The organism is Thermobacillus xylanilyticus (genome assembly GCF_907165215.1).
Classification (GTDB): Bacteria; Bacillota; Bacilli; order Paenibacillales; family Paenibacillaceae; genus Thermobacillus; species Thermobacillus xylanilyticus.
The window spans coordinates 17,102-43,430 of sequence record NZ_CAJRAY010000106.1; the positions used below are offsets into that span (position 1 = coordinate 17,102).

Here is a 26,329-nt window from a genome sequence, read left to right on the forward strand (position 1 = left end):
GTTACGTCTTCGTCATGCCGTTGTCCGAGCCGCTCCGAGCTGCAGCACATATTCGGCCAGCGTCCGCGTCATGACGCCGGTTGCCCCTTTCATGTCCCAGCCTCTGTCCTTGAACATCCAGGCGGTTCCGCCGATGTCCAGGTGAATCCACGGCAGTCTGTCGGCGAATTCGCCGATGAACAGCCCGCCCGTAATCGTGCCGGCATGGCGGCCGCCGCTGTTCTTCAGGTCGGCGGCGTCGCTTTCGAGTTGTTTGCGGTATTCCGGCCAGGACGGCAGCTGCCAGATCCGCTCGCCCGTCCTGCGGCTTGCTTCGATCAGTTCGGCGAGGAACGCGTCGTCGTTCGTCACCGCGCCGGTCGCGACGTCGCCGAGGGCGACCATGACGGCGCCGGTCAGCGTCGCCACGTCGATGAGCCGGGTCGCGCCGCGCCGGATGGCGGTCGTCAGCCCGTCGGCCAGCACGAGCCGCCCTTCGGCGTCGGTGTTGACGACCTCGACCGTCCGGCCGCTCATCGTCTTGAGCACGTCGCCGGGCTTCAGCGCCCGGTCGGACGGCATGTTCTCCGCCGCCGGAATGACGGCGACGACGTTGACGGCGGGTTTCGCTTGGGCGATCACCCGCATCGCGCCGAGCACCGCCGCCGCGCCGGCCATGTCGGAGATCATCTCCTCCATGCCGTCCGCGCGCTTGAGCGAAATGCCGCCGGTGTCGAACGTGATGCCTTTGCCGACGAGGCCAAGCTTCTCCTTCGCATCCGGCGCACCCTCATAGTGCAGGACGATCATGCGCGGCGGATTGGCGCTGCCCTGGCCGACGCCGAGCAGCCCGCCCATCTCCAGCTCCGCCGCGGTCCATTCATCGATCACTTCGATGTCGAGCTCAAATTCGTTGGCCAGCGCTTCGGCTTCGAGCGCCAGCATCTCCGGCGTCAGCATGTTGCCCGGCAGATTCGTGAGCCGGCGGGCATAGGCGACCGCTTCGCCGAACATCCGTCCCCGGCGCATGCCCGCCTGAAACGCCTCCGCCGAAGGGTCCGCCGCTGCCGATGGCGTAAACACGACGCGCAGCTTCGGCTCCTCCGGCTGCTCCCGGCGCTGCGGCACGCGGGCGGCGGCGCCGAGCATGAAGCCTTCCGCCAGCGCCTGCGCGCGAAGCCGCACCGCCTCCTCCGCGTCTTTCTCCGCCCCGCCCTTCAGCAGTTCCGGGCCGATGAGGACGCAGATGTTCTCCGTCTTGAGCTGCTTGCTAGCTTTCGCCGCGGCCGCTCCCGCCTGGCGCAGCGCATCGGCCGTACCGTCGCCGATGCCCGCGAGCACGACATATCCGGCTTTCATCGTCCCGAGCGTCGGGAAGGTCTGGGTGCCGCCCGCCTCGCCCTTGAACAGGCCGGACGTTCGGAACCGGCCGATCGCTTCCGCCAGCGCGGGGGGAAGCGGGCCGTCAGCCTTGCCGGCCGCCTCTCCGGCTTCCGGTCCCGCGAAGACGACGACCGTCCCGGCAGATTCCAACGCTTCCTCAAGACCGCTTGTATAATGAAGTTCGACTCCCAAGATCCATCCTCCAAACCGCAATGCTTCTCGCCCGTTCCGGAAAAAGCAAAAGAATCGGGCGCTAACCCGATTCTAATGCTTTAATCCACCGAAGGCAAATAGATCTTGAATTCCGTTCCTTCGCCCGGACGGCTGCTCACCCGGATCGTTCCGCCGTGATTTCGGATGATGCGGTAGCTGACCGAAAGCCCCAGCCCGGTGCCCTGTTGTTTCGTCGTGAAAAACGGATCGAACAGGCGGCTCATCGTCGACTGGTCCATCCCTTTGCCGTTGTCGCGGACGGAAATTTCGACGAATGCGCCGTCTTTCCGTGCGACGATGTCGATGCGCCCGCTCCTTGCGCCGCCGAGTTCGGTGATCGCATCGAGCGCGTTCTTGACGATGTTCAGCATCACCTGCTTGATCTGCTTGACATCGATCGATACTTTCGCCTGTGCGTCGTACGCTTCAAGATGCATCTGGCAGCCTCGCATGATCGCTTCGCTCTCCGACAGCAGCATGACTTCCTTCAGCAGCGATTCAATGGTGACGATCTGCGCCATCGGTGCGGTCGGCTTGCTCGAGTTGAGAAATTCATAGATGATGTCGTTCGCGCGGTCGATCTCGTCGAGGATGATGCGCGCGTATTCCTCTTTGCCGAGCGTCATCAGATGCGGCCTGAGCAGTTGAATGAAGCCGCGGATCGACGTGAGGGGGTTGCGGATCTCGTGCGCGATGGATGCCGCGATTTTGCCGAGCATGGCGAGCTTGTCGTTCTGATAGGCCGTCTGCTCGATCTGCTTGAACTCGGACACATCCTTGACACTGACCAGATATTGGCCGTCCAGTTGGTCGCCGTACGTGATGGTGATGAGCAGATGGCGCCCCTGCGCGTCCTGCATTTCGAAATACCGGGAGCGCTTCAGCACCATTTCCTTGCAAATCCGGAGAATCATCCGTTTGACGGAACGCTTGAGCTGCGGGTGGAAAAGAATGTTGCGCAGGTTGCAGCCTGCAAGCGTTTTCCTCGGAACGTCGAGCAACTTCGCCATCTGCAGATTGATGAAGGACAGCGTGCCTTCGCTGTCAAACAGAGCGATGCCGCTGTCCATGTGCTGCAGAACGCTTTCATACTTGTTTTTGACATCAACAACCGAGCGGCGCGAGCGGTTCAGCTGCTCCTTCATTTCCGTGTACCATTCAAACGTCGGTCCGGTTTGCAGTTTCTTGCCGCGGAAAGCCGTCATGGTTTCGATCAGAAACGGAAACGACCGGTCATAGATGCCCAGCGCTTCCTCCGGCTCCGCATTGGCAATCAGCATCTGTACGGCGGCGTGGTGCATCGCGACGATATCTTCCGGCTGAACCCCCTCCAATGTACGGCCCAATTCGACCGCATTCTGAAGCGAGACCGGCGATTCGGTTCGCAAATAGGCTGCAAGCGCGGGAAAATAACGCCTGCTGGTCGACAACATCAAACCGCCCTCCTCCGCATTCCGGACGGAAAAGTCGGCACCTGGGCAAAGGCTTCCGCCCGCCATCCAAACCAATCGGCATCGCCTCCGATGTTGATCCTGGATGCGCAGTCATTCCAAACCTCGGTTACCCTAATCATAGAGACGGGCATGACAGCGTGTCAACCGAAGAGTTTGTCGATTTGTGTGGTCGCTTAAGCCATGTCTTCCTTCCTGGTCCGGGCCGCTCATTGCCGCCTGGGACCCGGACCTTCGCCTCCGGCATAAGCGGCGGAATCTGCTCCGGACCGCATAAATCCGGCCATTTGAACATCCCGGGAGCCGGGTCGATCGTCCTGCTGCCGTTCCGCCTTCCGCTCGCCTGCTCCGTCATGCCGGCCGCGGGAATTTTGTCCATAACTCCGATATTTGTCGTTTGAGCTCCTTTTCTGTTGATACTGCTCCTGTTGTTTTTGCCGATTCTGCTCTTGCTGCTTCTGCTGTTTCTGATCTTGTCGATTTTGCTGTTTATGCGCTTGCTGCTTTTTCTGCTCCTGCTGCCTCTGCTTCTGCTGTTCCTGATGCTTTTGTTCCTGGCGCTTCTCCCGCTCCTGCCGCAGCTTCAGCTCCGGCTGTTTCTGTTGTTCCCGCTTTCGCTGCTCCCATTGTTTTTGCTGCTCTTGCTGTCTCTTCTGCTCCTCCTGCTGCTGCAGCTTCCGGCCGAATGTCTGCCGCTCTGATGTGCGAACGGACGACTCGGCCTCGCGCTGTTGCCGCCAATCCGGCGTCTGCCGTTCCGGCTTGCGGTTATTCGACACAGCCTCGCGCAGGTTCCGGCCGTACGCCTGCTCCGCCTTCCAGGCCGCCTGCCATGCGAACAGACCTGCGGACTGCCGAACTTCCGCCTTCTCCTCGGATTTCTTCGCCTTGCCGGACTTCTCGTTCGACCGGGCTGCCGGCTTGTCCTTCTTGCCGGCGTTGGCTGACGCTTTCTTGCCCGCGTCCGCGGAAGCCTTCTTCCCGGCGTTCGCCGATGCCGCTTGGCCATTGCCTGAACCCGCGGAATGGTTTTGCGCTTTCGCCGTCTCTTTGGCCAGCAGGTCGGCCAGTTCGCGTTTCCGCTCTTCGTCCGACTGCCCGTCGCCGAGCAATCCGGAGATACCGCCGTACGGCTCGACCGCCTGCCGGATCGATCCCTTCTTGAGATCATCCAGCGAGATCGGCAGCCCCTGCTTTTCCGCCAGCAGATAGACGGCCATCTTGCCCGGCGAGACGCCGTTCGCCTGCGCCCTTTCCCGCAGTTCGCCCGGTGCGCGGACGATCGTCACCTCAATGTCGGGTCCGGATGCCGCGTTCGGCTTGCTCCTCAAGGCCGGATCCGATTCAGCGGGGACATCCGCGGCCGCTTTCGATCCCGGCTTCGATACCGATCCGGGTTGCGATTCGGATTTCGATCCGGAATCCGATCCCGGATCTCCCGCATCCGTCCCGGCTGCGACCGTCACGTCATTCACGACGGCATGCTGCACCGCCGCCGCATGAAGGGCCTGACCGATCTCCTGCATCAGTTCCTCTTCGAACTGTTCGGCCGTGCCAGCCGCCGCCATGCTGGTGACGAACACCTCGCCGCCGTTCTGCAAATATTGCGCTTCCTCCGCGTTGCGAATGATGTCCGCCGCAACCTCGCCGACCGGCCTTTTCCTGTATTCGACGCCTTCGATCACCCGCTCGCCGTCCGGATTGAGCGCAAGGAGCTCAACGACGCTGCGGCGCTTGTCCACGCCGATCTCGACGCTCGGATTGATGTCGATCGCCACATAGGCCGCGACCTTCGGTTCATCGAAAATCGACAACCTCGGCAGCGCGAAAGCCATAAGGAGCAGGACGGCGGCCGCGGAGGCGGTAAGCAGGAGCCGTCGGTGCAATGCCGCCCGGCGCAGCAGCGAAAAGCCGATCTCCTCGCCGACCTCTCCCGGGCTGCCGGGCACTTCCACGAATTCGCCTTCCGGCGTCAGGACGACCAGGCTGCGCCGATTCGCGGCCATGACGATTCCCCTTCTCACGATCCCACCTCCCTCGATGCCGCCGCTTCCTGCACGGCCGGCTGTAAATAGGACTGCAACAACGGAAAGTCGCCCGACAGAATCAGGGCGGTCGCCATGATATATTTCCGGTTTCGCTCAAGCGTCTTGCGCGATACCTGGCAGTATTCCATCAGTTCCTTGATCGGCAGACGGCCGTGCCGCTCCATGACGGCCATCAGTTCGGGCCGGCTCGCCAGCTCCGCGCTGATGCCGAGCAGCATGGCGCGGGAGTCGGCATGCCGGGGCGACCGGTCAGCGAGATCGGTGAACGAGATGCCGCATCGCTCAAGCCGCTCGGCCAGCGCTTCGATCTCCAGCCGCCGGGATTCGGACAGCCGTTCGGCGACATACGCGTCCATCGCGCCTGCCGTCTCCGCGGCGTTCACGGGCGATTCGCCGCTCTGCTCGCCTTCGAACGCGCTCATCGGCAGAGACCGGGCGTGGCGCTGCTCCTTGCGGACATAGTCGATCAGACGTCTGCGGATGACCGTGTCGGCGAAACCGAGAAACGATTTTCCGGCGTTGTCATCGTAGCCGTCGATCGCCTCATTGAACGCGGCAAGGGCGATGCTGTATTCATCATCGCGCGACGGATCGATATATCGTTTGCAGAAGCGGCTTGCCGCTTTGGCGATATAGGGGCGGTAGTCCGCGATGAACGATTCGCGGAGCGCGTCGTCCCCTGCCCGGATGCGGGCCACGACCGTCTCCGGCGGTTCCTGCGCGCCATTCCGCGCGTTTCCGCCGGATCCGGGCTTGCCGAACAGCCGCTTGATCAGTAGAAGTAACAACCGCTCCACCTCTAATCAGATAACCTTCGCAGGCCCGTCCATTTTTCGGGGGGTGCGGGCAATAACGGCTGCCGCCGTCCGCTTTGGAAGGCGTACCATCTCCCGGAGCAAAAAAACAGCCTCCTTGCGGGAGGCTGTCGTGAGATGACGGCCAAGTCAAGTGCGCCGGCCGCTCGTCCGCCGCTGCGCCAGCTTGTTGCGCCGGTTGTTCAGGGCGGTGAGCCGCCGCTTCAGCTGCTCTTCCCATTCCCGGTCGCCGAGCTGTTTGGCGAATGCCAGCAGATCAAGCGCCATGTCGATCTGATTCAGCACGATCTCCATCGGGTCCTCGTCTTCGTGATTGACGCAGTTCGCCAGCAGCTCATCGCGATCCTGATCGACATAGTCGCGGAAATCCACCTCGGAGGCGCCGTCTCCGTGCGCGTATTCCGCGAGCAATTCGTATTCCTGTTCGACCAGATGATGAATTTCGACACGATGGCAGACCGGACAGAACAGAATCGGCACATTGTGGATGAACGTGCGGAAATGCTTCATCGTCCCCCTCGTACCGATCATGCTCGCGCCGCAGCAGAAGCTCATCGCCGTCACCTCCGATTCGGCCGGATCATTCTTCCCTTGCCCCATTGTATTCGCCGCCGGAAGTCCGAATTCCTTCACGCCGCCGGCAAGAAAAATATCAAGAAGCCATGAATCCGGGCTTTCGTTCATGTTTTAATTGAGATTTGACGACTTGATTTCTATAATATTTATGGATTTCTTTATTTTGGAACAACGTTCGCGTGAGGAGTTCGACATGGTCAATGATATTTTGCATCACGCCTGCACCGGAGCGATTATCGCGCTGCTGTTCAGCACGCCAAAGAAAACATGGTTTTATCTCTTGCTCGGCGCGGCTGCGGCCCTTCTCCCTGACGTAACGAAGGAGCTGTTTCAAGATTCACTGCTGCACTCCCTGATCGCCGCACCTTTCGCAGCGGCTCTGTTCGCCGGGATATTGAAAACCATTTTCAAGAAAGAACCGTTCATGCGAATCTTCGGCTCCTTTCTGGCCGCCTTCGTGTTCGGACATCTGCTGCTGGATCTGATCGACAACGGCAACGCCATTTTTTATCCCTTTGTCAAGGAAGAACTGGAGTACAGCATCATCAGCAAATCGACCCCATTGGTTTGGATCATTGCGCTCGCCGCCATCTCCGCCGGTTTGGCCTTCAAGAGAATCCGGCTCTTGTCCGCTGCGGGGATCTTGACGATTCTCCTGTACATCGGATTCCAGGCCGCTGCGAAAGAGATGGTGACAAACGCCTTGCACGAGCGGTATCCGTTCCCCAATGCCGCGATAACCGTATTTCCGACAGGAGAGTGGCCCTGGGAAGCGATGAACTGGTCCTATCATGCAAGATCCGAACAATTTCTGGCCAGCGGCGACAGCAATGCCACAGGCGGCAAAATCAGCGAAACGCTCTTCTACTTCACGGCTCCCGGAGAAGGATTGCGTTACCGTGTCGAAGAATGGACGAAAACGCGGGAATCCTTCGTTCTTAAATGCTTCGATGAGCAAAATGGCCAGATCGTCTATTCCAATCATCAGACGGCATCCATTGGCGTCCCGCGGCTTGATGGTCGAACCTTCCGGCACACAAGGCGCCCTCCCCGGTTCCGTCCGGAATCCGGAGTAGTCCTCAAGGCGAAAAAAGCCGCATCCGCCTTGCGGCGGACACGGCTTGTCCGATGTTCGTGAGACACGTATTCGGATTATTTCATCGCGGCGACGATCAGATCGCCCATTTGCTGCGTGCCGACCGCCTTGCTCCGGTCGGTCGCGATGTCCGCCGTCCGATGGCCGGCGTCCAGCACGCTCGCAACCGCGTCCTCGATCGACTGCGCGGCTTCGTGATAGCCGAACGTCAGGCGGTACATGAGCGCGACGGACAGAATCGTCGCGATCGGGTTCGCGATGCCCTGGCCCGCGATGTCCGGCGCCGAGCCGTGCACCGGCTCGTACAGGCCGAAGGCGCCCTCGCCGAGCGAAGCGGAAGACAGCATGCCGATCGAACCGGTCAGCATGGCCGCCTCGTCGCTCAGGATGTCGCCGAACATGTTCTCCGTCACGATGACGTCGAAGCTCGCCGGACGGCGCAGCAGCTGCATCGCGCAGTTGTCGACCAGCACATGCTCAAGCTCGACGTCCGGGTATTCCGGTGCGATCCGGTTGACGACCTCGCGCCAGAGGCGGGACGTCTCGAGCACGTTCGCCTTGTCGACCGAAGCGAGCTTCTTGCGGCGCGTGCGGGCGATTTCGAACGCCTGGCGCACGATGCGCTCGACTTCATGCACGTTGTAGACGCACGTGTCGACCGCTTCTTCGCCGTTCGCACCTTCGCGGCGGAATTTGTCGCCGAAGTAGATGCCGCCGGTCAGCTCGCGCACGACGATCAGGTCCGTGCCTTCAAGCACTTCCGGTTTCAGCGTCGACGCGTCTTTCAGGCAGTCGAAAATTTTCGCCGGACGGATGTTCGAGAACAGCCCGAGCGCCTTGCGGATGCCGAGCAGCCCCGTCTCCGGGCGAAGCTCCTTCGGATTGTTGTCCCACTTCGGACCGCCGACCGCGCCAAGCAGCACCGCGTCCGCCGCCTTGCACATGTCGAGGGTCTCCTGCGGCAGCGGCGTCCCTTTCTCGTCGATCGCGATGCCGCCGAACAGGCCGTGCTCGAATTCGAAACTCAGCCCGTACAGTTCTTCCGTCTTCTTCATCACTTTGATCGCTTCCGCGACCACCTCGGGACCGATGCCGTCGCCGGCGATGACCGCGATTTTCTTCGTATCCGCCATGCAGCTTGTTTCCTCCCCGTCAGATCAGGCTCATCCGGTCGCGCCGACGCGGCGACTTGCGCCGTTCGATCAACCGGTTCAGCGCGTCGATGTACGCGCGGGCGCTCGCCTCGAGAATGTCGGTGCTTAAGCCCCGTCCCTGCGCCGAAACGCCGTTCTGTCCGAGCACGACGTACACTTCGCCGAGCGCGTCCTTGCCCTGCGACACCGACTTGATCGCATAGTCTTCCAGCTCGACCTGCTCGCCGGTCAGCGCGTCGATCGCGTTGTAGATCGCGTCGACCGAACCGTTGCCTTCGGCCTGCTGTTCCTTGACGCCTTCGCCCTGCACGTTGACCGCGATGACGGCGCTCGGCACCGAGCGGTTGTCGTAGGCGACCTGCAGCTTTTCAAGCCGGTACACTTCCGGCGTGTCGACCAGCTTCTCCTCGAGCAGCGCGCGAATGTCCTCGTCGCTTACCTGCTTCTTCTTGTCCGCGAGATCCTTGAACTTCGCGAATGCTTCGTTGAGCGCCTCGTCATCCAGCTCGTAGCCGAGATCGATCAACTTCTCGCGGAACGCGTGGCGGCCGGAATGCTTGCCGAGGACAAGCTTCGATTCGACCAGGCCGATCGTCTCCGGCGAGATGATCTCGTAGGTCGACTTCTCCTTGAGCATGCCGTCCTGGTGGATGCCCGATTCGTGCGCGAACGCGTTCGCGCCGACGATCGCCTTGTTGCCCGGCACGGGCATCCCCGTCAGCTTGCTGACGAGCCGGCTCGTGCGCGCAATCTCCTTCAGGTTCAGCGTCGTCTTCGCCTGGTAATAGTTGAACCGGGTCTCCAGCGCCAGCGCAACTTCCTCGATCGCGGTGTTGCCCGCCCGTTCGCCGATGCCGTTGATCGTGCCTTCGATCTGCTCGGCGCCGTTCTCGATGGCGGCAAGGGCGTTGGCCGTCGCCATGCCGAGGTCGTCGTGGCAGTGGGCGCTCAGCTGGATCTTCTCGATGCCCGGCACTTTCTCCCGCAGCGTTTTGAAAATGTTGCCGAACTCAACCGGCGTCATGTAGCCGACCGTATCCGGAATGTTGACGACGGTCGCGCCCGCACGGATCGCCATCTCCGTCACTTCGCAGAGGAAGTCCAGCTCGGTGCGGCCGGCGTCTTCCGGCGAAAACTCGATCTTGCTGAAAAATTGCTTCGCGTACCGGATCGCCGCTTCCGCCGTCTCCAGCACCTGCTCCTTCGACATCCGCAGCTTGTGCTGACGGTGGATCGGCGAAGTCGCAAGGAACAGGTGGATGCACGGATCCTCGGCGCCTTTGAGCGCTTCGCGGACGGCGTCGATATCCTGCGTGCGCGAACGGGAAAGGCCGATGATCGTCGCGTTCTTGACCGCCCGCGCAACCGCATTCACGGCGGCCAGGTCGCCGGGAGAAGCGGCCGGGAAACCGGCTTCAATCCGGTCGACGCCCAGCTTCTCGAGCTGCAGTGCGATCTCGACCTTCTCCTGCGTATTCAGATTGACGCCCGGCGACTGCTCGCCGTCGCGGAGCGTCGTATCAAAAATGTAAATTTTCCGCATATTGCACCTCCATGACGCCCGCCATCGTCAGATCACCGCTCCATGTCTGCCGCGGGGCCGAACGCTTCCGGACAGCACGGCGCGCCTTGCCCTCGCGAGAAGCGCGGACAAGGCGCCGTCCGTCCTTTCCTTCAACTTGACCGGTCTTATTTCTTGATCCAGTGCATCAGTTCGCGGAGCTGCTTGCCGACCTGCTCGATCGGATGCTCGGCTTCGCGGCGGCGGATCGCCGTCAGCATCGCGCGGTTCGACTGGTTCTCGAGGATGAAGTCGCGGGCGAACTTGCCGGACTGGATGTCGGCGAGCACGCGCTTCATTTCCTTCTTCGTCTCTTCCGTGATGATGCGCGGGCCGGTGACGTAGTCGCCGTATTCCGCCGTGTTGGAGATCGAGTCGCGCATTGCGGCGAGGCCGCCTTCGTACATCAGGTCGACGATGAGCTTCAGCTCGTGCAGGCACTCGAAGTAGGCCATTTCCGGAGCGTAGCCGGCTTCAACCAGCGTCTCGAATCCGGCTTTGACGAGCGCGGCCGTGCCGCCGCACAGTACGGCCTGTTCGCCGAACAGGTCCGTCTCCGTCTCTTCGCGGAACGACGTCTCGATGACGCCGGCGCGCGTGCAGCCGATGCCCTTCGCGTAAGCGAGGCCGATCGCCATTGCGTTGCCGGTCGCGTCTTGCTCGATCGCGATCAGGCCGGGAACGCCGAAGCCTTCCACATACGTCCGGCGCACCATGTGGCCCGGCGATTTCGGAGCGACGAGCAGGACGTCCATGTCCGGGCGCGGAACGATTTGGCCGTAATGGATGTTGAAACCGTGGGAGAACATGAGTGCGGCGCCTTGTTTCAGGTTCGGCTCAATCTCCTCGCGGTACACTTTCGCCTGCGTTTCGTCCGGCATCAGGATTTGCACGACATCGGCGATCTTCACCGCTTCGGCGACGGAAAGCACTTCGAAACCGTCGTTCTTCGCTTTCTCCGCCGATTTGCCCGGCCGAAGGCCGATGACGACCCGCACGCCGCTGTCGCGCAGGTTCTGCGCTTGCGCGTGGCCCTGGGAGCCATAGCCGATGACCGCGACCGTCTTATTCTGCAGGACGCTGAGGTCTGCATCTTTTTCGTAGTACAGTTTGACTGCCATTGCGAATGAGCGCCTCCTTCAAAATATGCACATTTTCCATCTTACCTCATATTGCCGCCGGTTGCATCCCCCAATCGGCAATGCCGGCCGGTTTTTTCGCGGGAACGGCGGAATTACTTCATGCTGCCCCGGGTCATCGCGGTCACGCCCGTCCGGCTCAGCTCGCGGATGCCGTACGGCTTGAGCAGCTCGATGATCGCGTCGATCTTCTCCGTATCGCCGACCGCCTGGACGATCATCGTCGAAGCGCCGATGTCGACGACGGACGCCCGGAACGTCTCGACAACGCCGAGAATTTCCGGCCGGGCCGCCGGTTCCGCATGCACCTTGATGAGCGCAAGCTCCCGGGCAACCATCGGATTGGCACTGAGATCCACAACCTTGATGACATCGATCAGCTTGTACAATTGCTTGCCGACCTGTTCGATCGTCTTTTCGTCACCGGTCGTCACGATGACCATCCGGGACAGGCCCGGCTCCTCGCTGGTGCCGACCGTAATGGATTCGATATTGAAGCCGCGCCGGCCGAACAGGCCGGCGACGCGCTGCAGCACACCGGGTTGGTTGTTGACGAGAATCGAGATCGTATGCCGTTTCATCTCACGCATCCCCCAGAATCATGTCATCGATCGTATTGCCCTGGGTGACCATCGGATAGACGTTCTCATGCTTGCTGACGACGAACTCGACGACCGCCGGGCCGTCATGCGCCAGCGCCTTCTCCCACGCGGCCCGTGCTTCCTCCTTGTTCGTCGCGCGGAATCCGCGGACACCGTAAGCTTCGGCCAGCTTGACGAAGTCCGGGCTGCCGGCGAGGTCGATGTGGCTGTAGCGGTTGTCGTAGATGATCTCCTGCCACTGACGCACCATGCCGAGCACCTGGTTGTTGATAATCGCGACTTTGACCGGAATGTTGTTGATCGCGCAGACCGCCAGCTCTTGGGCGCACATCTGCATGCCGCCGTCGCCGTTGATCGAGACGACCGTCCGGTCCGGGAACGCCATCTGGGCGCCGATCGCCGACGGGAAGCCGAAGCCCATCGTGCCGAGACCGCCCGACGTGATCCACGAGCGCGGCTTGCTGAACTTGTAGAATTGGGCGGCCCACATCTGATGCTGGCCGACGTCCGTCGTCACGATCGCTTCGCCCTTCGTCGTCTCGTAGATCATCTCGATGACCCATTGCGGCTTCAGCTCGGTGTCCGAATCTTCGTAGCGGAGCGGCACTTCCCGCTTCCAGGCCGCGATTTGGGCGCGCCATTCGTCCGCATCGGTCCGCTTCGCCTCGCGGTTCAGAATCTCGAGCACCGTCTTGACGTCGCCGACGATCGGGATGTCGGTCGGGACGTTCTTGCCGATCTCCGCCGGGTCGATGTCGATGTGGGCGACCTTCGCGTTCGGCGCGAAGCCTTGCAGCTTCATCGTCACCCGGTCGTCGAAGCGGGCGCCGATGTTGATCAGCAGGTCGGAGCCCTGGATCGCCTTGTTCGCCGTGTAGGTGCCGTGCATGCCCGGCATGCCCATCCACAGCTCGTGTCCGCTCGGGAAGCCGCCGAGTCCGAGCAGCGTCGTCGTGATCGGAATCTGCGTCGTCTCGATGAACTTGAGCAGCTCCTCGTGGGCGCCCGAGTAGACGACGCCGCCGCCGGCGAGCACGACCGGACGCTTCGCTTCGGCGATCGCCTTCAGCAGCTTGTCGACCTGCAGCTTGTTCGGCATGACCGTCGGGTTGTAGCCGCGCAGGTTCACTTCGGTGGCCGGCTTGAACAGCGCCTTCTCCGCCGAAACATCCTTCGGGATGTCGATCAGGACCGGGCCGCGGCGGCCGGTGCTCGCGATGTGGAACGCCTCATGGATGATGCGCGGGATGTCCTCGGCCTTGCGCACGAGATAGCTGTGCTTCGTGATCGGCATCGTAATGCCGATGATGTCGGCTTCCTGGAACGCGTCCGTGCCGATGGCGCTCTGCACGACGTTGCCGGTGATGACGACCAGCGGCACCGAGTCCATGTAAGCCGTCGCGATGCCCGTGACAAGGTTCGTCGCCCCCGGACCGCTCGTCGCGATGCAGACGCCGACCTTGCCCGTGGCCCGGGCGTAGCCGTCAGCCGCGTGGATCGCTCCCTGCTCGTGGCGCGTCAGCACGTGGTGGAAATCCGTGAAGCCGTACATCGCGTCGTAGATGTACAGAACGGCGCCCCCCGGATAGCCGAATACGCATTCCACGCCTTCCAGCAGCAAGCTGCGAAGAAGCATTTCCGAACCGGTGATGACCTCCGGTTTGGACCATTTCTCGATCAATTCACTCTTGGATCGCAGAGCGGCAGGTTGCGTGTTCATGTTCCCATCCTCCCTTGCGTATTGCATGGTTCAAGCCTTGCCGTGGGCCGGCAATCCAATGCTTGTCGGGCGGCTTGATGCCCGTGTCGGCAACAAGCTTCTATCGGCATACAATCAAACTTGCATCGGCATGCAAGCTCCAGCCAGCAAAAAAGCCTTCCGCCGCCGAACGCGCTGCTGCGCATTCCGGGACGAAAGGCTTGACACTTCCGTGGTACCACCCTGATTCACCCTATGCCTCGCGGCATAAGGCCTCGGCAGGTGCAAATCCGGCTATGGACGCCGAATCCGACCTTGGGCAGGGTAACGCTTGCCATGCGATTCCCTCTACTGGACGCCGGATCCGTATGCATCGTCGTTCAAGGGAACAGCTCCGAGGCGACATTCGCGGTACAGGGATTTCGGCGGCGGTTGCAGCATATTCCGTCCGCTCTCTGGGCGAAAGAGCCCTGACGCTTTCTCCTCATCATAGCCGATGTCAATATTAGACTTAACGTATATTATAGACCCGGGCGGGACGATCGTCAATACGAATATGATGCGCATATCATGGCGGCTTATCCGGGGCGATCCACACGCCGCGGTCTTGCGCCTGAGTCTGTCCCCGCGCCCGGTCTCCAGCCGGCCGGGCGGCATAGAATGGTATGCCGGAGCGGCGCCGCCGCCCGGCAGCAACGTTCGGGCAAGGAGCGACCGCCATGGCTGCCGACTACACGATCCGTCCCTATCGACACCGGCAGGACACCGCCGCCATCCTGGAGCTGATCCGCCGCGAGCTCGCGCCGCTGTCGAACGCGCCGATCGGGCGCGAAGCGCTGACGGACCGCGCGCTCACCGCGCGCATCCGGCAAGGGCGGACGCTGGTCGCCGCCGGCCGGAGCGGCAGCGTGAAAGGATTCATCCATGTCATGGTCACAAGCCGGCCGAATGCGCCTGTCCTGCTCCAGATCGACATGCTGGCGGTGGAGCCGGACAGCCGGGGACAGGGAATCGGTACGGCGCTGCTCCGGGAAGCCGAACGGTACGGCCGGTTCCGCCGCTGCACAGCCGCATCGCTCTTCGTGGACGAGGGCAACGACCGGGCACACCTGTTCTATCTGCGCGCGGGATACCGGGCCATCCGATACTGGCCGTCGCTCCGCTGCTGGGAATTGTATAAACCGCTCATCCCCGTTATCTGAACAGCAGCATGTGATCGACACATCGCGCGACGCACCAGATGGAATCCCCCGATGCCGGAATGCCGGCATCGGGTGCATTTGTGCACCAGATTGGCCCGCTGCTTGGCAAAATGGCTCCATTTGGTGCAAATGTGCACCAGATTGGTCCTCTGATCGGCAAATAGGGGTCCATCTGGTGTATTTTTGCACCAAATCCGCCGAAATTGCGCGCCGTCCATTGAATAAGGGGCAAAAATGCACCAGAGGGTTGACCAGTTCAAGAAACGATGCAAAAGGGCTTCCGGCCAAGCGCCATGCTTGAACGGAAGCCCTTATCGGCTGTTAAGCGTTGATCTTCTCTTTGGCAATGCCGGCCAGCGCGTTGAACGCGTTCGAATCGTTCACCGCGAGGTCCGCGAGCATCTTGCGGTTCACTTCCACGCCGGCCAGTTTCAGACCGTGCATGAACTTGCTGTAGCTCAGGCCGTTCTGACGAGCGGCCGCGTTGATCCGCGTGATCCACAGCTTGCGGAAATCGCGCTTCCGCTGACGGCGGTCGCGGTACGCGTACAGCAGCGATTTCATCACTTGTTCCTTGGCGGTCTTGAACAAGCGGTGTTTGGAACCGTAGTAACCTTTCGCGAGCTTCAGGATCCGCTTGCGGCGGCGCGTGCGGACGAAGCCGCCTTTCACTCTTGCCATATGGATAACCTCCCGTTGATTCTGTCAGATGTCCGGCTCGATGCTGATTATCGCAGTTGGGCGAGTCCCTGCTTCAGACGGGCGACGTCGCCTTTCGACGTGAGCGGCTGGTTCGACAGCACGCGCTTCTGGCGGCCGGATTTGCCGTAGAGCAGATGGTTCTTGTAGGCTTTGTACCGTTTCACCTTGCCGGTGCCGGTAATCTTGAAGCGGTCTTTCAGACTGCTGTGCGTTTTCATCTTCGGCATAACCATTAATCCTCCATCGCTTGTGGTTTCGGCGGAACGCCGGGACGGGTCCGCCGGATGACGCGTCAGTCCTTGTCCTTGTTCTTCGGCGCCAGAATCATGACCATGCTGCGGCCTTCCAGCTTCGGCACGCGCTCGACGACGCAGAGGTCCGCCACTTCGCTGCGCAGCCGGTCAAGAATGCGCTGGCCGATCTCCGCGTGGGTGATCTCACGGCCGCGGAAACGGACCGACGCCTTCACCTTGTTGCCTTCGCCCAGGAACTTGACGACGTTCCGGTATTTCACCTGATAGTCGTGCTCCTCGATGTTGGCGCGGAACCAGACTTCCTTGACGTCGACAATCTTCTGGTTCTTGCGCGCTTCTTTCTCTTTCTTCTGCTGTTCGTAACGGAACTTGCCGTAATCCATGATCCGGCAGACCGGCGGCTTCGCCATCGGCGCGACGTTCACGAGATCCATGTCCATGTCGATCGCCATTTGCAAAGCTTCGCGGAACGGCTTGATTCCGATCTGCTCGCCGTCCGGACCGACCAGGCGAACTTCCCTCGCCCGGATCTCCTCGTTGATCTGATGATCTCGGCTAATAATGTTCCACCTCCAGATAATCGCGTGGCGATCCCCTTGCAAGTCAAACGGCTCGCGCCGTCTTCTTCCAGGCAGGCGCATCCGTTTTGCGTCGAAAGATAAGCCGAATCCTTATCTTTCATTAAAAAAATGCGGGCCGCATGGACCCGCATTCCTTGACCAGTCTGCAATCGGCCCGCCACACCGGCATGCCCGGAGCGGTACGGAACCTTATCGGACGGCGAGAACCAGCCGGCCGCTGCCGGTCAGGTGAGAAGCGGGTGCTTCTGCTTGTGCCACTTTGAAATATGCCTGATGAATATTATCACACAAGCAACCGGTTTGTCAACCGTGTGCAAGCATCACCCGGCTCGCGCCAAACCAAGGCGGGAAAAAGCGACTTCAAACCTGTTTGCTTTGCACCTCTTCCAGCCGGATGACGCGCGTATGCTTCGTATGGCTCCACTGCTTGTTGTTTTGCGTGAAAAACGCGTACAGCGTGATCGGCCACCACGACAGCAGGAACAGCGGCAGCGTCAGCAGGTGGGCGTACATGCGCCATTCCTTCACCCGCTCCAGCAGGAGCGCGACCGGGAACTGGATGGCGGAAATCGTCATCGCCACGCCGACCGTCCATGCCGGCAGCGCTTCGTATATCGAAGTAAAATGGTTCGCCGCCGGCAGCACATTGTCGATCCACAGCGCGGCCGTCACGATGAACGCCATCAGCACGCTATACACCCTGACCGAATAGATGGCGGCGTCGAACTTGATGAAGCTCCGCTCCTTGATGCTGTCCCGCAGCAGCGGAATGAAGTAGCGCCGCGCCACGTTGAAATGCCCCTGCAACCAGCGGAGCCGCTGGCGGGCGGACGCCCGGAACGTGAGCGGCTTTTCGTCGTACACTTTCGCGTCATAGTCGAGCACCGGGTAGACGCCCCGTTTGATGCAGCGCATCGTAAACTCGAGGTCTTCGACCAGGCTGGTCGCACCCCATCCCATCTCTTTGAGCAGGCGCGTTTCGAAACACATGCCCGTGCCGCCGAGAAAATTCGCCATGCCAAGGTTCCTGCGCGATTGCTGCCAGAGCCGGTTGCAGTACCAGTACGTGATGCCGTAAGCGGCCGTCACCCAGGAGTCGTTCGGATTTTTCGTGTCCAGATAGCCCTGGATGACCCGGTGGCCTTCGCACAAATCGTCGTTCATCAGCCGCAGGAAGTCCGGATTCACGAGGTTGTCGGCATCGAACATGACGACCGCGTCGTACGATCTCGGCATTTTCCACAGTTCATTGAGCATCCATTCGATGGCATGGCCTTTGCCTCGCAATTGCGGATTGCGCCGCACGCAGGCGTGAACGCCGTCGTAGCTGCGGACGACATCCGCCGTTCCGTCGGTGCAGTTGTCGCAGATGACGAAAATGTCGTACAACTCCCGCGGATAATCCAGCTTCAGCAAGTTTTCCACCAGCGCGCCGATCACCTGCTCCTCGTTGTGGGCGGCGACGATGACGGCGAACGAGTGCTTCGGCTCATGCCGCCGGCGCGGTTTGCGCCGTTTCATCAGGCCGGACAGCGAGATGACAAACTGAAACGCCTCGATGAATGCCACGATGATCTGCGCGGCGATCAGAAAAGCGTTAATCATATGCGATTGTGCCCCCTTATTGATTTACCCTGTCTTTTCTCTGTTTGTCTTGGTCTGCGTTTGTCTTTGTCTGCAACGCACGTTTTGTCCGGATGGTAAACCGGCGGTTTGTCGTATAACCTTTCCAATCGGCGGCATTTTCATCCCTGGCGGCAAAAAAACGGACCGACCCGCAGCTGCCTTGCCTAAACAAATCCTTCGCAAAACGGAGGTGCTGTGGGTCCGTCATATGGTATGATGCAAAATGAGAAAAATTTTTTCAAGCGGGAAAAGAGTCGCAGGAAGACCGGAGGATTCGGATGAAACGCGGATGGAAAGAAGCAGCCGGCAAGCTGCGCGCATGGCTCATCGCCAAGGAGAAGCGGCTTGTGCTGTGGGCGAACAACAGACATCTCGACAGGGGACTGAAGAAGCTGCTCGGCGTCTGGCTGCGGACGATCACGCATGCCGGCGGGGCCGTCTTCACGCTGGCGGTTTCGCTGACGGCCGCGCTCTTCGCGCCCGCTCCGTGGAACGCGGCGGGCTGGCAGAGCCTGACGGCCGTCACGATCAGCCATGTCCCGGTATACATCATGAAACGCAAGTTCCGCAGACTCCGGCCGTACCAGGCGCTCAAGGAAATCGTCACCGGAACGAAAAAGCCCCTCACGGACCCTTCGTTCCCTTCGGGGCATACCACGGCGATCTTCGCGTTCGTCATTCCGTTTCTGGCGGCGGACGCCCAAATGCTGCCGCTGCTCCTGCCCGCCGGGCTGATCGTCATGGCGTCGGTGGGCTGGTCGCGCATTTACCTCGGGCTGCACTATCCGTCGGACGTGGCAGCCGGCGCCCTGATCGGCGCGGTGACCGCGCTCGTCGTCACATCGGTCGGCTGGATGCCGGTCTAGCATCCCGGATGCCGGCAAGCTCGGCTTCCTTCGCTTCGCGGTGCCGGCGGAGCGCCGCCTCGCCGACCACGGCTTCCAGCCGGTAGATCGGCATGCCCTGCTCCGCGAATTTCGTCTCGTACTCGGTCATGACGAGGTCTTCCCGCAGGCCGTCCCGATGCAGATCGAGTGAGATGTTCCGCAGCGTAATCTCCATGTCGCAGAAACTGTTCAGCGAAAATTCGAAGAGCAGCCGGGAGTCCGTCTTGAAATGGATTTCCCCGTTCTCGTTCAGAATGTCGAGATATTTGCGCAGGAAGCGGGGGTGCGTCAGCCTCCGCTTCGCATGTTTCTTCTTCGGCCACGGATCGCTGAAGTTCAGGTAGATCCGCTCGATTTCCCCTGGCGCGAAGAACGTCTCCAGATATTCGATGTTGGCGCGCACCAGCGCCAGGTTCGGCGGGGTTTCCGCGCCCTGCGGCGCCCACGCCGCCCGCGCCTTGACGGCGGCCCGGCGGATCAGCTCGTCGAACATGTCAATGCCGATGTAGTTGATCTCCGGATTCCGCACGCTCATTTCGCTGATGAATTTTCCCTTGCCCATGCCGAGCTCGACGTGAATCGGCCGGTCGTTGCCGAAACGTTCGCGCCAGCGCCCCCTGTACGGTGCGGGGTCCAGCACCACCAGTTCCGGCTGGCTTTCAATCTCTTCGCGGATTCCTTTTCTTCCGCGCAGTCGCATGCTTCCATTCCTCCCTTGTGCTCCCTTGCACACCATTCCCCATTGTGCCCGACGACAGCCCTTATGTAAAGCAGCAAAAAGACCTTCCGGATGGTCCGTTCCGGAAGGTCCATGTCAAAATTCGCCGCATCCGCCGTCAGTGGATCCTGTACGTGTCCTCAAGCGCTTCGTTCAGCTTCTTGCGCGCGGAAATCTCGACGCCCTTGTCGAGGGGGAACTTCTGGCCGGCCAGCGCCAGCAGTTCCTTGACCGTCAGTTCGACCGTCACTTTCTCTTCGCCGTTCGGGATTTTCAGCTGGTTCATGTCCATCACCTCGCTCGACATTTACATTGTCATTTCTGCCAAATTCAGGACGGCGTTTAATGCGGCTGAGAATGAATTTCATGTAAGGTTTTTTTATTGATTTTACGCACTTTTAATATAACACATCATGTAAGGTTGTGCAAGAAGGGGACGCGGAATCGGGCTTTTCCTTTTCCAGTTGTCCGATTCCGAACGATGCGCGGCAACCGGCCTTGCTTCGTACGCCGAATGGACCGGAGCAGCCCGTTTTCCGGCGCTTCCGAAACCCGAACGTTTCCTTTCCGGCAAGGCGGACCGGGATCGGAACAGCGTGTCCGCGCACATGGCGCGAAAAAAATTTTTTCGCTATAATGTTCCCATGATTGCGCGGCCTTCATACGGCCCGAAAACGGAGGAACAGCAATTGAACTTGGCCGGAACGAGCCCTTCGGGCAGCGAAACGCCGCTTCTGTGGGGCGACAAACGGTTTCATACATGGAATTACGAGATGCGCCGACAGTTCGGCCGCAAGGTGTTCAAGGTGATGCTGGACGCCGGCTTCACCTGCCCGAACCGTGACGGTCGCGTAGCAATCGGCGGCTGCACGTTCTGCAGCGCGCGCGGGTCCGGCGACTTCGCCGGCAGCCGGCGCGACGACCTGGTCGTCCAGTTCAACAAAATCCGCGACCGCCAGCACAAGAAATGGCCGGACGCGCTCTACATCGGCTATTTCCAGGCGTACACGAACACGTATGCGCCGGTCCATGTGCTGCGCGAATATTACGAGACGATTCTCGCACAGCCCGGCGTCGTCGGCCTGTCGATCGCCACGCGCCCGGACTGCCTGCCGGACGACGTCGTCGACTACCTCGCCGAGCTGAACGAGCGAACGTATCTGTGGGTCGAGATGGGGCTGCAGACGATCCACGAGTCGACGTCGAAGCTGATCAACCGGGCCCATGACACGGCCTGCTACTACGACGCCGTCCGCCGGCTGCGGGAGCGCGGCATCCGCGTCTGCGCGCACATCATCTACGGGCTGCCGCTCGAGACGCGCGAGATGATGCTGGAGACGGGGCGGGCGGTCGCGGAGATGGACGTGCAGGGGATCAAGATTCATCTGCTCCACCTGATGCGCAAGACGCCGATGGTGAAGCAATACGAGGCGGGGCTGGTCCGTTTCCTCGAGATGGACGAGTACGTGAACCTCGTCGTCGACACGCTCGAGATGCTGCCGCCGGAGATGATCGTCCACCGGGTGACGGGCGACGCGCCGCGGGAGCTGCTGATCGGGCCGATGTGGAGCCTGAAGAAATGGGAAGTGCTGAACGCGATCGACGCCGAGCTCGTGCGGCGGAACACGTGGCAGGGCAAGCTGCGGGGATCCGCCGATGCGGTGAATGCGGCGGGCGCGGCCGGCGCGGTCGGAGGAAGCGTTCTGTCCGGCGGCCGATCGGATGCGGCCTTCGCGGACTTTGCTGGCGGCGCGGATTACGAAGAGGATGAGCTGGCGGACAGCCGGTCCGGCGCCGGCGGCTGCCCGGGAGGGTGCTGATGGGCTTCCCTTCCGTGCTGACGATGGCCCACCGGCTGGCCGCCGAACGCATCCAGCCGGGGGATGCGGTCATTGACGCGACCGTCGGCAACGGCGTCGACACCGCCTTCCTCGCGAAGGCCGTCGGCCCGAAGGGCGTCGTCTACGGCTTCGACATCCAGCAGGCCGCCCTCGACGCGGCCCGCGCCCGCGTGGCGGCGGAGGCGCCGGATACGCGGCTTGAGCTGCTGCTCGCGAGCCACCACCGAATGGCGGAGCTGCTGCCTGCGGACCTTGCGGGCCGCGTCTCTTCCGTCATGTTCAATCTCGGCTACCTGCCCGGCGCCGATGACGTCCGGACTGTCGTGACCCGCCCGGAGACGACGCTGGCGGCGCTCGACGCCTCGCTCGCCTTCCTCCGCCCGGGAGGCGTGCTCACCGTTGTTGTCTATACGGGCCATGAAGGCGGCCGCGAAGAGGGTGAAGCGGTCGACGCGTGGGCCCGCGCCCTGCCCGCTTCCGCCGGACAGGCCGTGCTGTACCGGATGCCGCAGCGTCCGCAGGCGCCGTATTTGATCGCGGTGGAACGCAAGTAAGCCGCATCGCCGCGGCTGGGAGATTCGCAACAGAAAGCAGATTTGCAACAGACTGCAAATGTGCAACAGACAGATGAAGAGGAGAGAATGCCATGACCGTACAACCTTATCCGCTCAAGTTCGCCCCCGAGTTCAAGGAACGCGTATGGGGCGGACGCGCGCTCGAACGTTTCGGGCTGACGCCGCCGGAAGGGGCCATCGGCGAAGGCTGGATGATCGCCGACCATCCGAACGGCACGACGCAGGTCGTGAACGGCCCGCTCGCCGGCAAGGGGCTTGACGAGATCCGCGAAACTTACGGCCGCGAATGGTTCGGCTCGCGGGGATTCTCCGAGCGCAACGGCCGGTTCCCGCTGCTCGTCAAGCTGCTCGACTGCAACGACGACCTGTCCGTGCAGGTGCACCCGACGGACGATTATGAAGGGCTGCCGGAAGGCGAGCTCGGCAAGACCGAAATGTGGTACGTGCTCGACGCGAAGCCGGGCGCGAAAATCATCTACGGGCTGAAGGACGGCATCGACCGCGCCGGTCTGGAAGCGGCCATCGCCGAAGGCCGGATCATGGAGTGCCTGCAGGAAGTGCCGGTGGAAGCGGGCGACGCGTTCTACATCCCCGCGGGCACGGTGCACGCGCTGTGCGCGGGCGTCGTCGTGGCGGAGATCCAGCAGAACTCGGACACGACGTACCGGCTGTACGACTACAACCGCCCCGGACTTGACGGCAAGCTGCGCGAGCTGCACATCGAGGATTCGCTGAACGTCATCGCCTACGACGGCGCCGGCGCGACCCGGATGAAGACGGACGGCGTCCGTCCGGGCGAATGGCTCAAGATTGCGGAATCGCCGTACTTCGTCGTCGAGAAGGGCATCGTGGACGGCAGCGTGAAGCTGGCGACGACCGGCGACAGCTTCGTCATCCTGATCGCCGCGGACGGCAGCGGCACGCTGCGCTGGAATGGCGGCGAGCAGCCGGTCGCGCCCGGCGACTGCTTCCTCGTGCCGGCCAATCTCGGCGAGTACGAGATCGAAGGCGCCCTCACCGTGCTGCGCAGCCGGGTGCCGTGATTGCCTGCACTCCCCCAACTCGAATAGCGGAAATATCTTCGCTTATTCTGTCGAATTCGGCCTTTATTCTCTAATATAGAAGAAAAAAACTTCCTCTATTTTCCGCCAAACGCCCGAAAATCGGGATTTTGGACGGAATAGAGGAAGTTTTTTCGCTTATTATCCCGGTCTTCGACTCTACCGCCTCACTTCTCCGGTTCGAACAGCCCCAGGTAAGCGCCGTAGCCTTCCTTCTCCATCTCCGACTTCGGAATGAAGCGCAGCGCCGCCGAGTTGATGCAATAGCGCAGTCCGCCGCGGTCCGCCGGCCCGTCCGGGAAGACGTGGCCGAGATGCGAGTCGGCTTCCCGGCTGCGCACCTCGATGCGCACCATGCCGTGCGACAGGTCCATGTGCTCGGTGACGCTGCCCTTGTGGATCGGCCGCGTGAAGCTCGGCCAGCCGCAGCCGGCGTCGAACTTGTCCCTCGAGCTGAAGAGCGGCTCCCCGGACACGATGTCGACGTAGATGCCTTCTTCTTCGTTGTCGTAGTATTCGTTGCGGAAAGGCGGCTCGGTCGCGTTCCGCTGCGTCACCTCGTACTGGATCGGGGTGAGCCGGCGCTTCAGCTCCTCTGGGTCCTTCCTGATCCGCCAATGCCGATCGATAAAATCATCCCTTCCGGACGCCTTGCGGTACATCTTGTAGCGGTACGGCTGCTTCTTGTGGTACGCCTGATGATATTCCTCCGCCGGATAGAACGGCCCGGCGGGCACGATCTCCGTCACGATCGGCCGGTCGAACCGCCCGCTCGCCTCCAGTTCGCGCTTCGATTCCTCGGCCAGCTTCCGCTGCTCCTCGGTATAATAGAAGATCGCCGTCCGGTACGACGACCCGCGGTCGTGAAATTGTCCGCCCGGGTCGGTCGGATCGATCTGCCGCCAGAAAATGTCGAGCAGCAGCTTGTACGGCATCCGCCGCGGATCGTACGTAATATGAACGGCTTCCGCGTGTCCCGTCGTATCCGAGCAGACTTCCTCGTACGTCGGGTTCGGCTTGTGGCCGCCCGTATAGCCCGATACGACGCGGATGACGCCGGGCATTTCCTCGAACGGCTCGACCATGCACCAGAAGCAGCCGCCCGCAAAAGCCGCCTGCTCATAAGCCGGGTTATCCGGTTGTTCCGGTTTATCCGTATTCGTCACAACCATTCCTCCTTCGCCGCGCAGACCGCCCGAAGACCGCCGGTCCGCCGCCGGCATGGATGTACTTTTATTATAAAGTTCCGCCTCCTCCGTTTCCACCAACCCGATTTTTTCAATTTACGCTTCCGGTAAGCCCATTTTCATGCTATAATGAAAGCGCTCACAATATACAAAGAGCAAACATGAAGGGGGAAATGCCGATGGTGCAAGCCGTGATGCCTGACCGCAATCCGTATGAGGAACTTGCGCTGGAGCACGACGTTCTTTTCTTCAAGCTGGGTGGACCCGAACTTGTCTGCTTTCATGGGCGAAACTTCAATATGAAGCGACGGATGAGCTCCGATCGAATCGCGCTTCTTCGTTCGGATCCGAATTTCTGCCTGGTCGCCCCCGATACGTACGTCAATCTCCGAAAGGTCAGCGAATTCGACGGCGATGTGCTCTACTTCGGCGAGAAAGGACCCGAGGCGAAGCGGCTGCCGGTCTCCCGCTGGCGCCGGAACGCGATCCGCGAGAAAATCGCAAATCTGAAATAACGGAGAATGGGCGATGCCCGTCCCCGAACGGAAAGCAAGCTCCCGCTGCGATGTGGCACACGCGGGAGTTTTTATTGATTCAAGAATGCCGGCGCCGCACTTGCATCAGCCCCGAAATTGCGTTTAACTAGATGAGTGTGCACGTGTAAACGCGTGTACACGACAGCATGAGACACTCGGGAACAGCCGAATGGGGAGGCGTGTGCGGTGAGCGCAGGAACGGATTGGAAAGCCAAGTGGCGCGAGGAGCTGGAACGGGAACTCAAGGACAACATCCTTCACTATTGGATGACCCGCACCGTCGACGAGAAGAACGGCGGCTTCATCGGGCGGATCGGCGACGACCGGCAGCCGGATTACGAAGCGGCCAAAAGTCTGGTGCTGAACACCCGGATTTTGTGGACGTTCTCGGCCGCATACCGCGTGTTCAAGGATGACCGCTATCTGGCCGTGGCCGAACGGGCTTACGGATACGTGACGGACAAATTCGCGGATCGTGAATATGGCGGATTCTACTGGATGGTTGACGCGCAGGGCAGCCCGCTGGAGGACAAGAAACAGGTGTACGGCCAGGCGTTCGCGATCTACGCGCTCTCCGAGTTTTACCGGGCGGCGCGGCGCAAGGAAGCGCTGGACAAGGCGATCGAAACGTACCGGCTGCTGGAGCGACACAGCTACGATCCGGCGAACCGCGGCTATATCGAGGCGCATGCCCGCGACTGGTCGGAGACGGACAGGCTCGCCCTCGGCGGCGGCGACATGAACGAGCGCAAGTCGATGAACACGCATCTGCATGTGCTCGAGGCCTATACGAACCTGTACCGGGTCTGGCCGACGGAGGAACTGAACAAGACGCACAAGGAACTGATCGAGGTCATGCTCGATCGCATCGTCGATCCGGAGACGGCGCATTTCAAGCTGTTCTTCGATGACGAATGGAACAGCAAGTCGGACCTCATCTCCTACGGCCACGACATCGAAGGCAGCTGGCTGCTGACGGAGGCGGCTGAACTGTGCGGGGACGAGGCGCTTCTCAAGCGGACGAAGGAGACGGCGATCCGCATGGCGGAAGCGACGCTGAACGAAGGCGTGGACGCCGACGGCGGCCTGCTGAACGAAGCGAACGCGGCCGGGCTCATCGACACGAACAAGGACTGGTGGCCGCAGGCGGAAGCCGTGGTCGGATTCTACAATGCTTATCAGCTCTCGGGCGAGGACAAGTATCTGGACGCCGCCCGCCGGTCCTGGTCGTTCATCGACCGCTGCATCATCGACAAGGAAGACGGCGAATGGTTCTGGAGCGTGGACCGGGACGGCCGTCCGACCCGGGGGCACGGCAAGGTGAACGCCTGGAAATGCCCGTACCACAACGGCCGGGCATGCTTCGAGATGATGGAGCGTCTGATCTCCGCGCATTGACGGGCGTCAGCCGCAAAAAAGCTCCGGCGAGCGGTTCGCCGGAGC

General features: G+C 61.4%; 24 protein-coding genes and 1 pseudogene. 8 read left to right on the forward strand and 17 right to left on the reverse strand.

Annotated elements, in window-relative coordinates:
- Window positions 1-12: 12 nt before the first annotated feature.
- The 5 genes from KJQ12_RS19205 to KJQ12_RS19225 form a co-directional block, all read right to left on the reverse strand.
- Window positions 13-1,554 carry a leucyl aminopeptidase gene (locus KJQ12_RS19205; protein WP_213487054.1) on the reverse strand — a complete coding sequence of 514 codons (1,542 nt, stop codon included), beginning with the start codon at window positions 1,552-1,554 and terminating at the stop codon, window positions 13-15.
- A gap of 80 nt (window positions 1,555-1,634) precedes the next feature.
- Window positions 1,635-3,008, reverse strand: coding sequence for an ATP-binding protein (locus KJQ12_RS19210; protein ID WP_213487056.1), 1,374 nt, complete (start codon window positions 3,006-3,008; stop codon window positions 1,635-1,637).
- A 227-nt stretch (window positions 3,009-3,235) separates the two neighbouring features.
- Window positions 3,236-5,050, reverse strand: coding sequence for an anti-sigma factor domain-containing protein (locus KJQ12_RS19215; RefSeq protein ID WP_213487057.1), 1,815 nt, complete (start codon window positions 5,048-5,050; stop codon window positions 3,236-3,238).
- Window positions 5,047-5,862 (reverse strand): RNA polymerase sigma factor SigI, encoded by an 816-nt coding sequence (gene sigI / locus KJQ12_RS19220; protein WP_213487059.1) that lies wholly within the window; start codon window positions 5,860-5,862, stop codon window positions 5,047-5,049. Before sigI ends, KJQ12_RS19215 begins: the two co-directional genes overlap by 4 nt.
- Window positions 5,863-6,018: 156 nt before the next feature.
- Complete coding sequence (locus KJQ12_RS19225) at window positions 6,019-6,444, reverse strand: hypothetical protein (protein WP_213487129.1); 426 nt, start codon at window positions 6,442-6,444, stop codon at window positions 6,019-6,021.
- 214 nt (window positions 6,445-6,658) lie between these two features.
- Between KJQ12_RS19225 and KJQ12_RS19230 the strand changes: the two genes are divergently transcribed.
- Complete coding sequence (locus KJQ12_RS19230) at window positions 6,659-7,603, forward strand: metal-dependent hydrolase (protein WP_244860699.1); 945 nt, start codon at window positions 6,659-6,661, stop codon at window positions 7,601-7,603.
- 14 nt (window positions 7,604-7,617) lie between these two features.
- On the opposite strand, the gene leuB is transcribed toward KJQ12_RS19230, so the two are convergent.
- From leuB to ilvB, 5 genes are all read right to left on the reverse strand, one after another.
- Window positions 7,618-8,694 carry a 3-isopropylmalate dehydrogenase gene (gene leuB, locus KJQ12_RS19235; protein ID WP_213487061.1) on the reverse strand — a complete coding sequence of 359 codons (1,077 nt, stop codon included), beginning with the start codon at window positions 8,692-8,694 and terminating at the stop codon, window positions 7,618-7,620.
- Between the two features lie 19 nt (window positions 8,695-8,713).
- Window positions 8,714-10,258: a 2-isopropylmalate synthase gene (locus KJQ12_RS19240; protein ID WP_213487062.1), complete on the reverse strand. Its 1,545-nt coding sequence runs from the start codon at window positions 10,256-10,258 to the stop codon at window positions 8,714-8,716.
- Window positions 10,259-10,404: 146 nt separating this feature from the next.
- The gene (gene ilvC, locus KJQ12_RS19245) at window positions 10,405-11,397 is read right to left on the reverse strand and encodes a ketol-acid reductoisomerase (protein ID WP_015253954.1); all 993 of its coding nucleotides are present in this window, start codon (window positions 11,395-11,397) and stop codon (window positions 10,405-10,407) included.
- Window positions 11,398-11,510: 113 nt separating this feature from the next.
- Entirely contained in the window at window positions 11,511-11,996 is a 486-nt protein-coding gene (ilvN, locus tag KJQ12_RS19250) for an acetolactate synthase small subunit (protein ID WP_213487064.1), read from the reverse strand.
- Window position 11,997: 1 nt separating this feature from the next.
- Window positions 11,998-13,737 carry a biosynthetic-type acetolactate synthase large subunit gene (ilvB, locus tag KJQ12_RS19255; RefSeq protein WP_213487066.1) on the reverse strand — a complete coding sequence of 580 codons (1,740 nt, stop codon included), beginning with the start codon at window positions 13,735-13,737 and terminating at the stop codon, window positions 11,998-12,000.
- A gap of 698 nt (window positions 13,738-14,435) precedes the next feature.
- Here ilvB and KJQ12_RS19260 point away from each other — a divergent pair.
- Window positions 14,436-14,918: a GNAT family N-acetyltransferase gene (locus tag KJQ12_RS19260; RefSeq protein ID WP_213487068.1), complete on the forward strand. Its 483-nt coding sequence runs from the start codon at window positions 14,436-14,438 to the stop codon at window positions 14,916-14,918.
- 321 nt (window positions 14,919-15,239) lie between these two features.
- Here KJQ12_RS19260 and rplT read toward each other — a convergent pair whose 3' ends face one another.
- From rplT to KJQ12_RS19280, 4 genes are all read right to left on the reverse strand, one after another.
- Window positions 15,240-15,599: a 50S ribosomal protein L20 gene (gene rplT / locus KJQ12_RS19265; protein WP_015253950.1), complete on the reverse strand. Its 360-nt coding sequence runs from the start codon at window positions 15,597-15,599 to the stop codon at window positions 15,240-15,242.
- Window positions 15,600-15,646: 47 nt separating this feature from the next.
- Window positions 15,647-15,847 (reverse strand): 50S ribosomal protein L35, encoded by a 201-nt coding sequence (gene rpmI / locus KJQ12_RS19270; protein ID WP_015253949.1) that lies wholly within the window; start codon window positions 15,845-15,847, stop codon window positions 15,647-15,649.
- A 65-nt stretch (window positions 15,848-15,912) separates the two neighbouring features.
- On the reverse strand, window positions 15,913-16,476 hold the full coding sequence (gene infC / locus KJQ12_RS19275) for a translation initiation factor IF-3 (RefSeq protein WP_015253948.1): 564 nt from the start codon (window positions 16,474-16,476) through the stop codon (window positions 15,913-15,915).
- Between the two features lie 339 nt (window positions 16,477-16,815).
- Window positions 16,816-18,060: a glycosyltransferase family 2 protein gene (locus KJQ12_RS19280; RefSeq protein WP_213487069.1), complete on the reverse strand. Its 1,245-nt coding sequence runs from the start codon at window positions 18,058-18,060 to the stop codon at window positions 16,816-16,818.
- Between the two features lie 299 nt (window positions 18,061-18,359).
- Between KJQ12_RS19280 and KJQ12_RS19285 the strand changes: the two genes are divergently transcribed.
- A complete protein-coding gene (locus KJQ12_RS19285; RefSeq protein WP_213487070.1) occupies window positions 18,360-18,947 on the forward strand; it encodes a phosphatase PAP2 family protein in 588 nt (195 codons plus the stop codon).
- Here the strand turns inward: KJQ12_RS19285 and trmB are convergent.
- The gene (trmB, locus tag KJQ12_RS19290; RefSeq protein WP_213487071.1) at window positions 18,919-19,668 is read right to left on the reverse strand and encodes a tRNA (guanosine(46)-N7)-methyltransferase TrmB; all 750 of its coding nucleotides are present in this window, start codon (window positions 19,666-19,668) and stop codon (window positions 18,919-18,921) included. The genes KJQ12_RS19285 and trmB overlap by 29 nt on opposite strands.
- 136 nt (window positions 19,669-19,804) lie before the next feature.
- The gene (locus tag KJQ12_RS19295) at window positions 19,805-19,972 is read right to left on the reverse strand and encodes a hypothetical protein (RefSeq protein WP_213487072.1); all 168 of its coding nucleotides are present in this window, start codon (window positions 19,970-19,972) and stop codon (window positions 19,805-19,807) included.
- 409 nt (window positions 19,973-20,381) lie between these two features.
- Here KJQ12_RS19295 and mnmL point away from each other — a divergent pair.
- The 3 genes and pseudogenes from mnmL to KJQ12_RS19310 form a co-directional block, all read left to right on the forward strand.
- Window positions 20,382-21,326: pseudogene (gene mnmL / locus KJQ12_RS19300) on the forward strand (tRNA modification radical SAM protein MnmL/YtqA); the annotation flags it as partial.
- 179 nt (window positions 21,327-21,505) lie between these two features.
- Complete coding sequence (mnmM, locus tag KJQ12_RS19305) at window positions 21,506-22,081, forward strand: tRNA 5-(aminomethyl)-2-thiouridylate-methyltransferase MnmM (protein ID WP_213487077.1); 576 nt, start codon at window positions 21,506-21,508, stop codon at window positions 22,079-22,081.
- A 92-nt stretch (window positions 22,082-22,173) separates the two neighbouring features.
- Window positions 22,174-23,145, forward strand: a complete 972-nt coding sequence (locus tag KJQ12_RS19310) for a type I phosphomannose isomerase catalytic subunit (RefSeq protein WP_213487079.1) — start codon at window positions 22,174-22,176, stop codon at window positions 23,143-23,145.
- 185 nt (window positions 23,146-23,330) lie between these two features.
- Here the strand turns inward: KJQ12_RS19310 and msrB are convergent, their stop codons facing one another.
- Window positions 23,331-24,329, reverse strand: a complete 999-nt coding sequence (gene msrB / locus KJQ12_RS19315) for a peptide-methionine (R)-S-oxide reductase MsrB (protein ID WP_280529273.1) — start codon at window positions 24,327-24,329, stop codon at window positions 23,331-23,333.
- Between the two features lie 200 nt (window positions 24,330-24,529).
- On the opposite strand from msrB, the gene KJQ12_RS19320 reads away from it, so the two are divergent.
- On the forward strand, window positions 24,530-24,865 hold the full coding sequence (locus tag KJQ12_RS19320) for a hypothetical protein (protein ID WP_213487088.1): 336 nt from the start codon (window positions 24,530-24,532) through the stop codon (window positions 24,863-24,865).
- 207 nt (window positions 24,866-25,072) lie between these two features.
- The gene (locus KJQ12_RS19325) at window positions 25,073-26,284 is read left to right on the forward strand and encodes an AGE family epimerase/isomerase (RefSeq protein ID WP_213487096.1); all 1,212 of its coding nucleotides are present in this window, start codon (window positions 25,073-25,075) and stop codon (window positions 26,282-26,284) included.
- The last annotated feature ends 45 nt before the right edge of the window (window positions 26,285-26,329 follow it).

Bases quoted from the DNA above. Each gene is read 5' to 3' on its own strand.
- KJQ12_RS19225 (WP_213487129.1), bottom strand. From the start codon at position 6,444: ATGAGCTTCTGCTGCGGCGCGAGCATGATCGGTACGAGGGGGACGATG.
- KJQ12_RS19230 (WP_244860699.1), top strand. From the start codon at position 6,659: ATGGTCAATGATATTTTGCATCACGCCTGCACCGGAGCGATTATCGCG.
- ilvN (WP_213487064.1), bottom strand. From the start codon at position 11,996: ATGAAACGGCATACGATCTCGATTCTCGTCAACAACCAACCCGGTGTG.
- ilvC (WP_015253954.1), bottom strand. From the start codon at position 11,397: ATGGCAGTCAAACTGTACTACGAAAAAGATGCAGACCTCAGCGTCCTG.
- KJQ12_RS19280 (WP_213487069.1), bottom strand. From the start codon at position 18,060: ATGATTAACGCTTTTCTGATCGCCGCGCAGATCATCGTGGCATTCATC.
- KJQ12_RS19240 (WP_213487062.1), bottom strand. From the start codon at position 10,258: ATGCGGAAAATTTACATTTTTGATACGACGCTCCGCGACGGCGAGCAG.
- KJQ12_RS19320 (WP_213487088.1), top strand. From the start codon at position 24,530: ATGGTGCAAGCCGTGATGCCTGACCGCAATCCGTATGAGGAACTTGCG.
- KJQ12_RS19310 (WP_213487079.1), top strand. From the start codon at position 22,174: ATGACCGTACAACCTTATCCGCTCAAGTTCGCCCCCGAGTTCAAGGAA.
- ilvB (WP_213487066.1), bottom strand. From the start codon at position 13,737: ATGAACACGCAACCTGCCGCTCTGCGATCCAAGAGTGAATTGATCGAG.
- KJQ12_RS19260 (WP_213487068.1), top strand. From the start codon at position 14,436: ATGGCTGCCGACTACACGATCCGTCCCTATCGACACCGGCAGGACACC.
- trmB (WP_213487071.1), bottom strand. From the start codon at position 19,668: ATGCGACTGCGCGGAAGAAAAGGAATCCGCGAAGAGATTGAAAGCCAG.
- KJQ12_RS19295 (WP_213487072.1), bottom strand. From the start codon at position 19,972: ATGAACCAGCTGAAAATCCCGAACGGCGAAGAGAAAGTGACGGTCGAA.
- rpmI (WP_015253949.1), bottom strand. From the start codon at position 15,847: ATGCCGAAGATGAAAACGCACAGCAGTCTGAAAGACCGCTTCAAGATT.
- mnmM (WP_213487077.1), top strand. From the start codon at position 21,506: ATGGGCTTCCCTTCCGTGCTGACGATGGCCCACCGGCTGGCCGCCGAA.
- KJQ12_RS19210 (WP_213487056.1), bottom strand. From the start codon at position 3,008: ATGTTGTCGACCAGCAGGCGTTATTTTCCCGCGCTTGCAGCCTATTTG.
- rplT (WP_015253950.1), bottom strand. From the start codon at position 15,599: ATGGCAAGAGTGAAAGGCGGCTTCGTCCGCACGCGCCGCCGCAAGCGG.
- leuB (WP_213487061.1), bottom strand. From the start codon at position 8,694: ATGGCGGATACGAAGAAAATCGCGGTCATCGCCGGCGACGGCATCGGT.
- KJQ12_RS19285 (WP_213487070.1), top strand. From the start codon at position 18,360: ATGAAACGCGGATGGAAAGAAGCAGCCGGCAAGCTGCGCGCATGGCTC.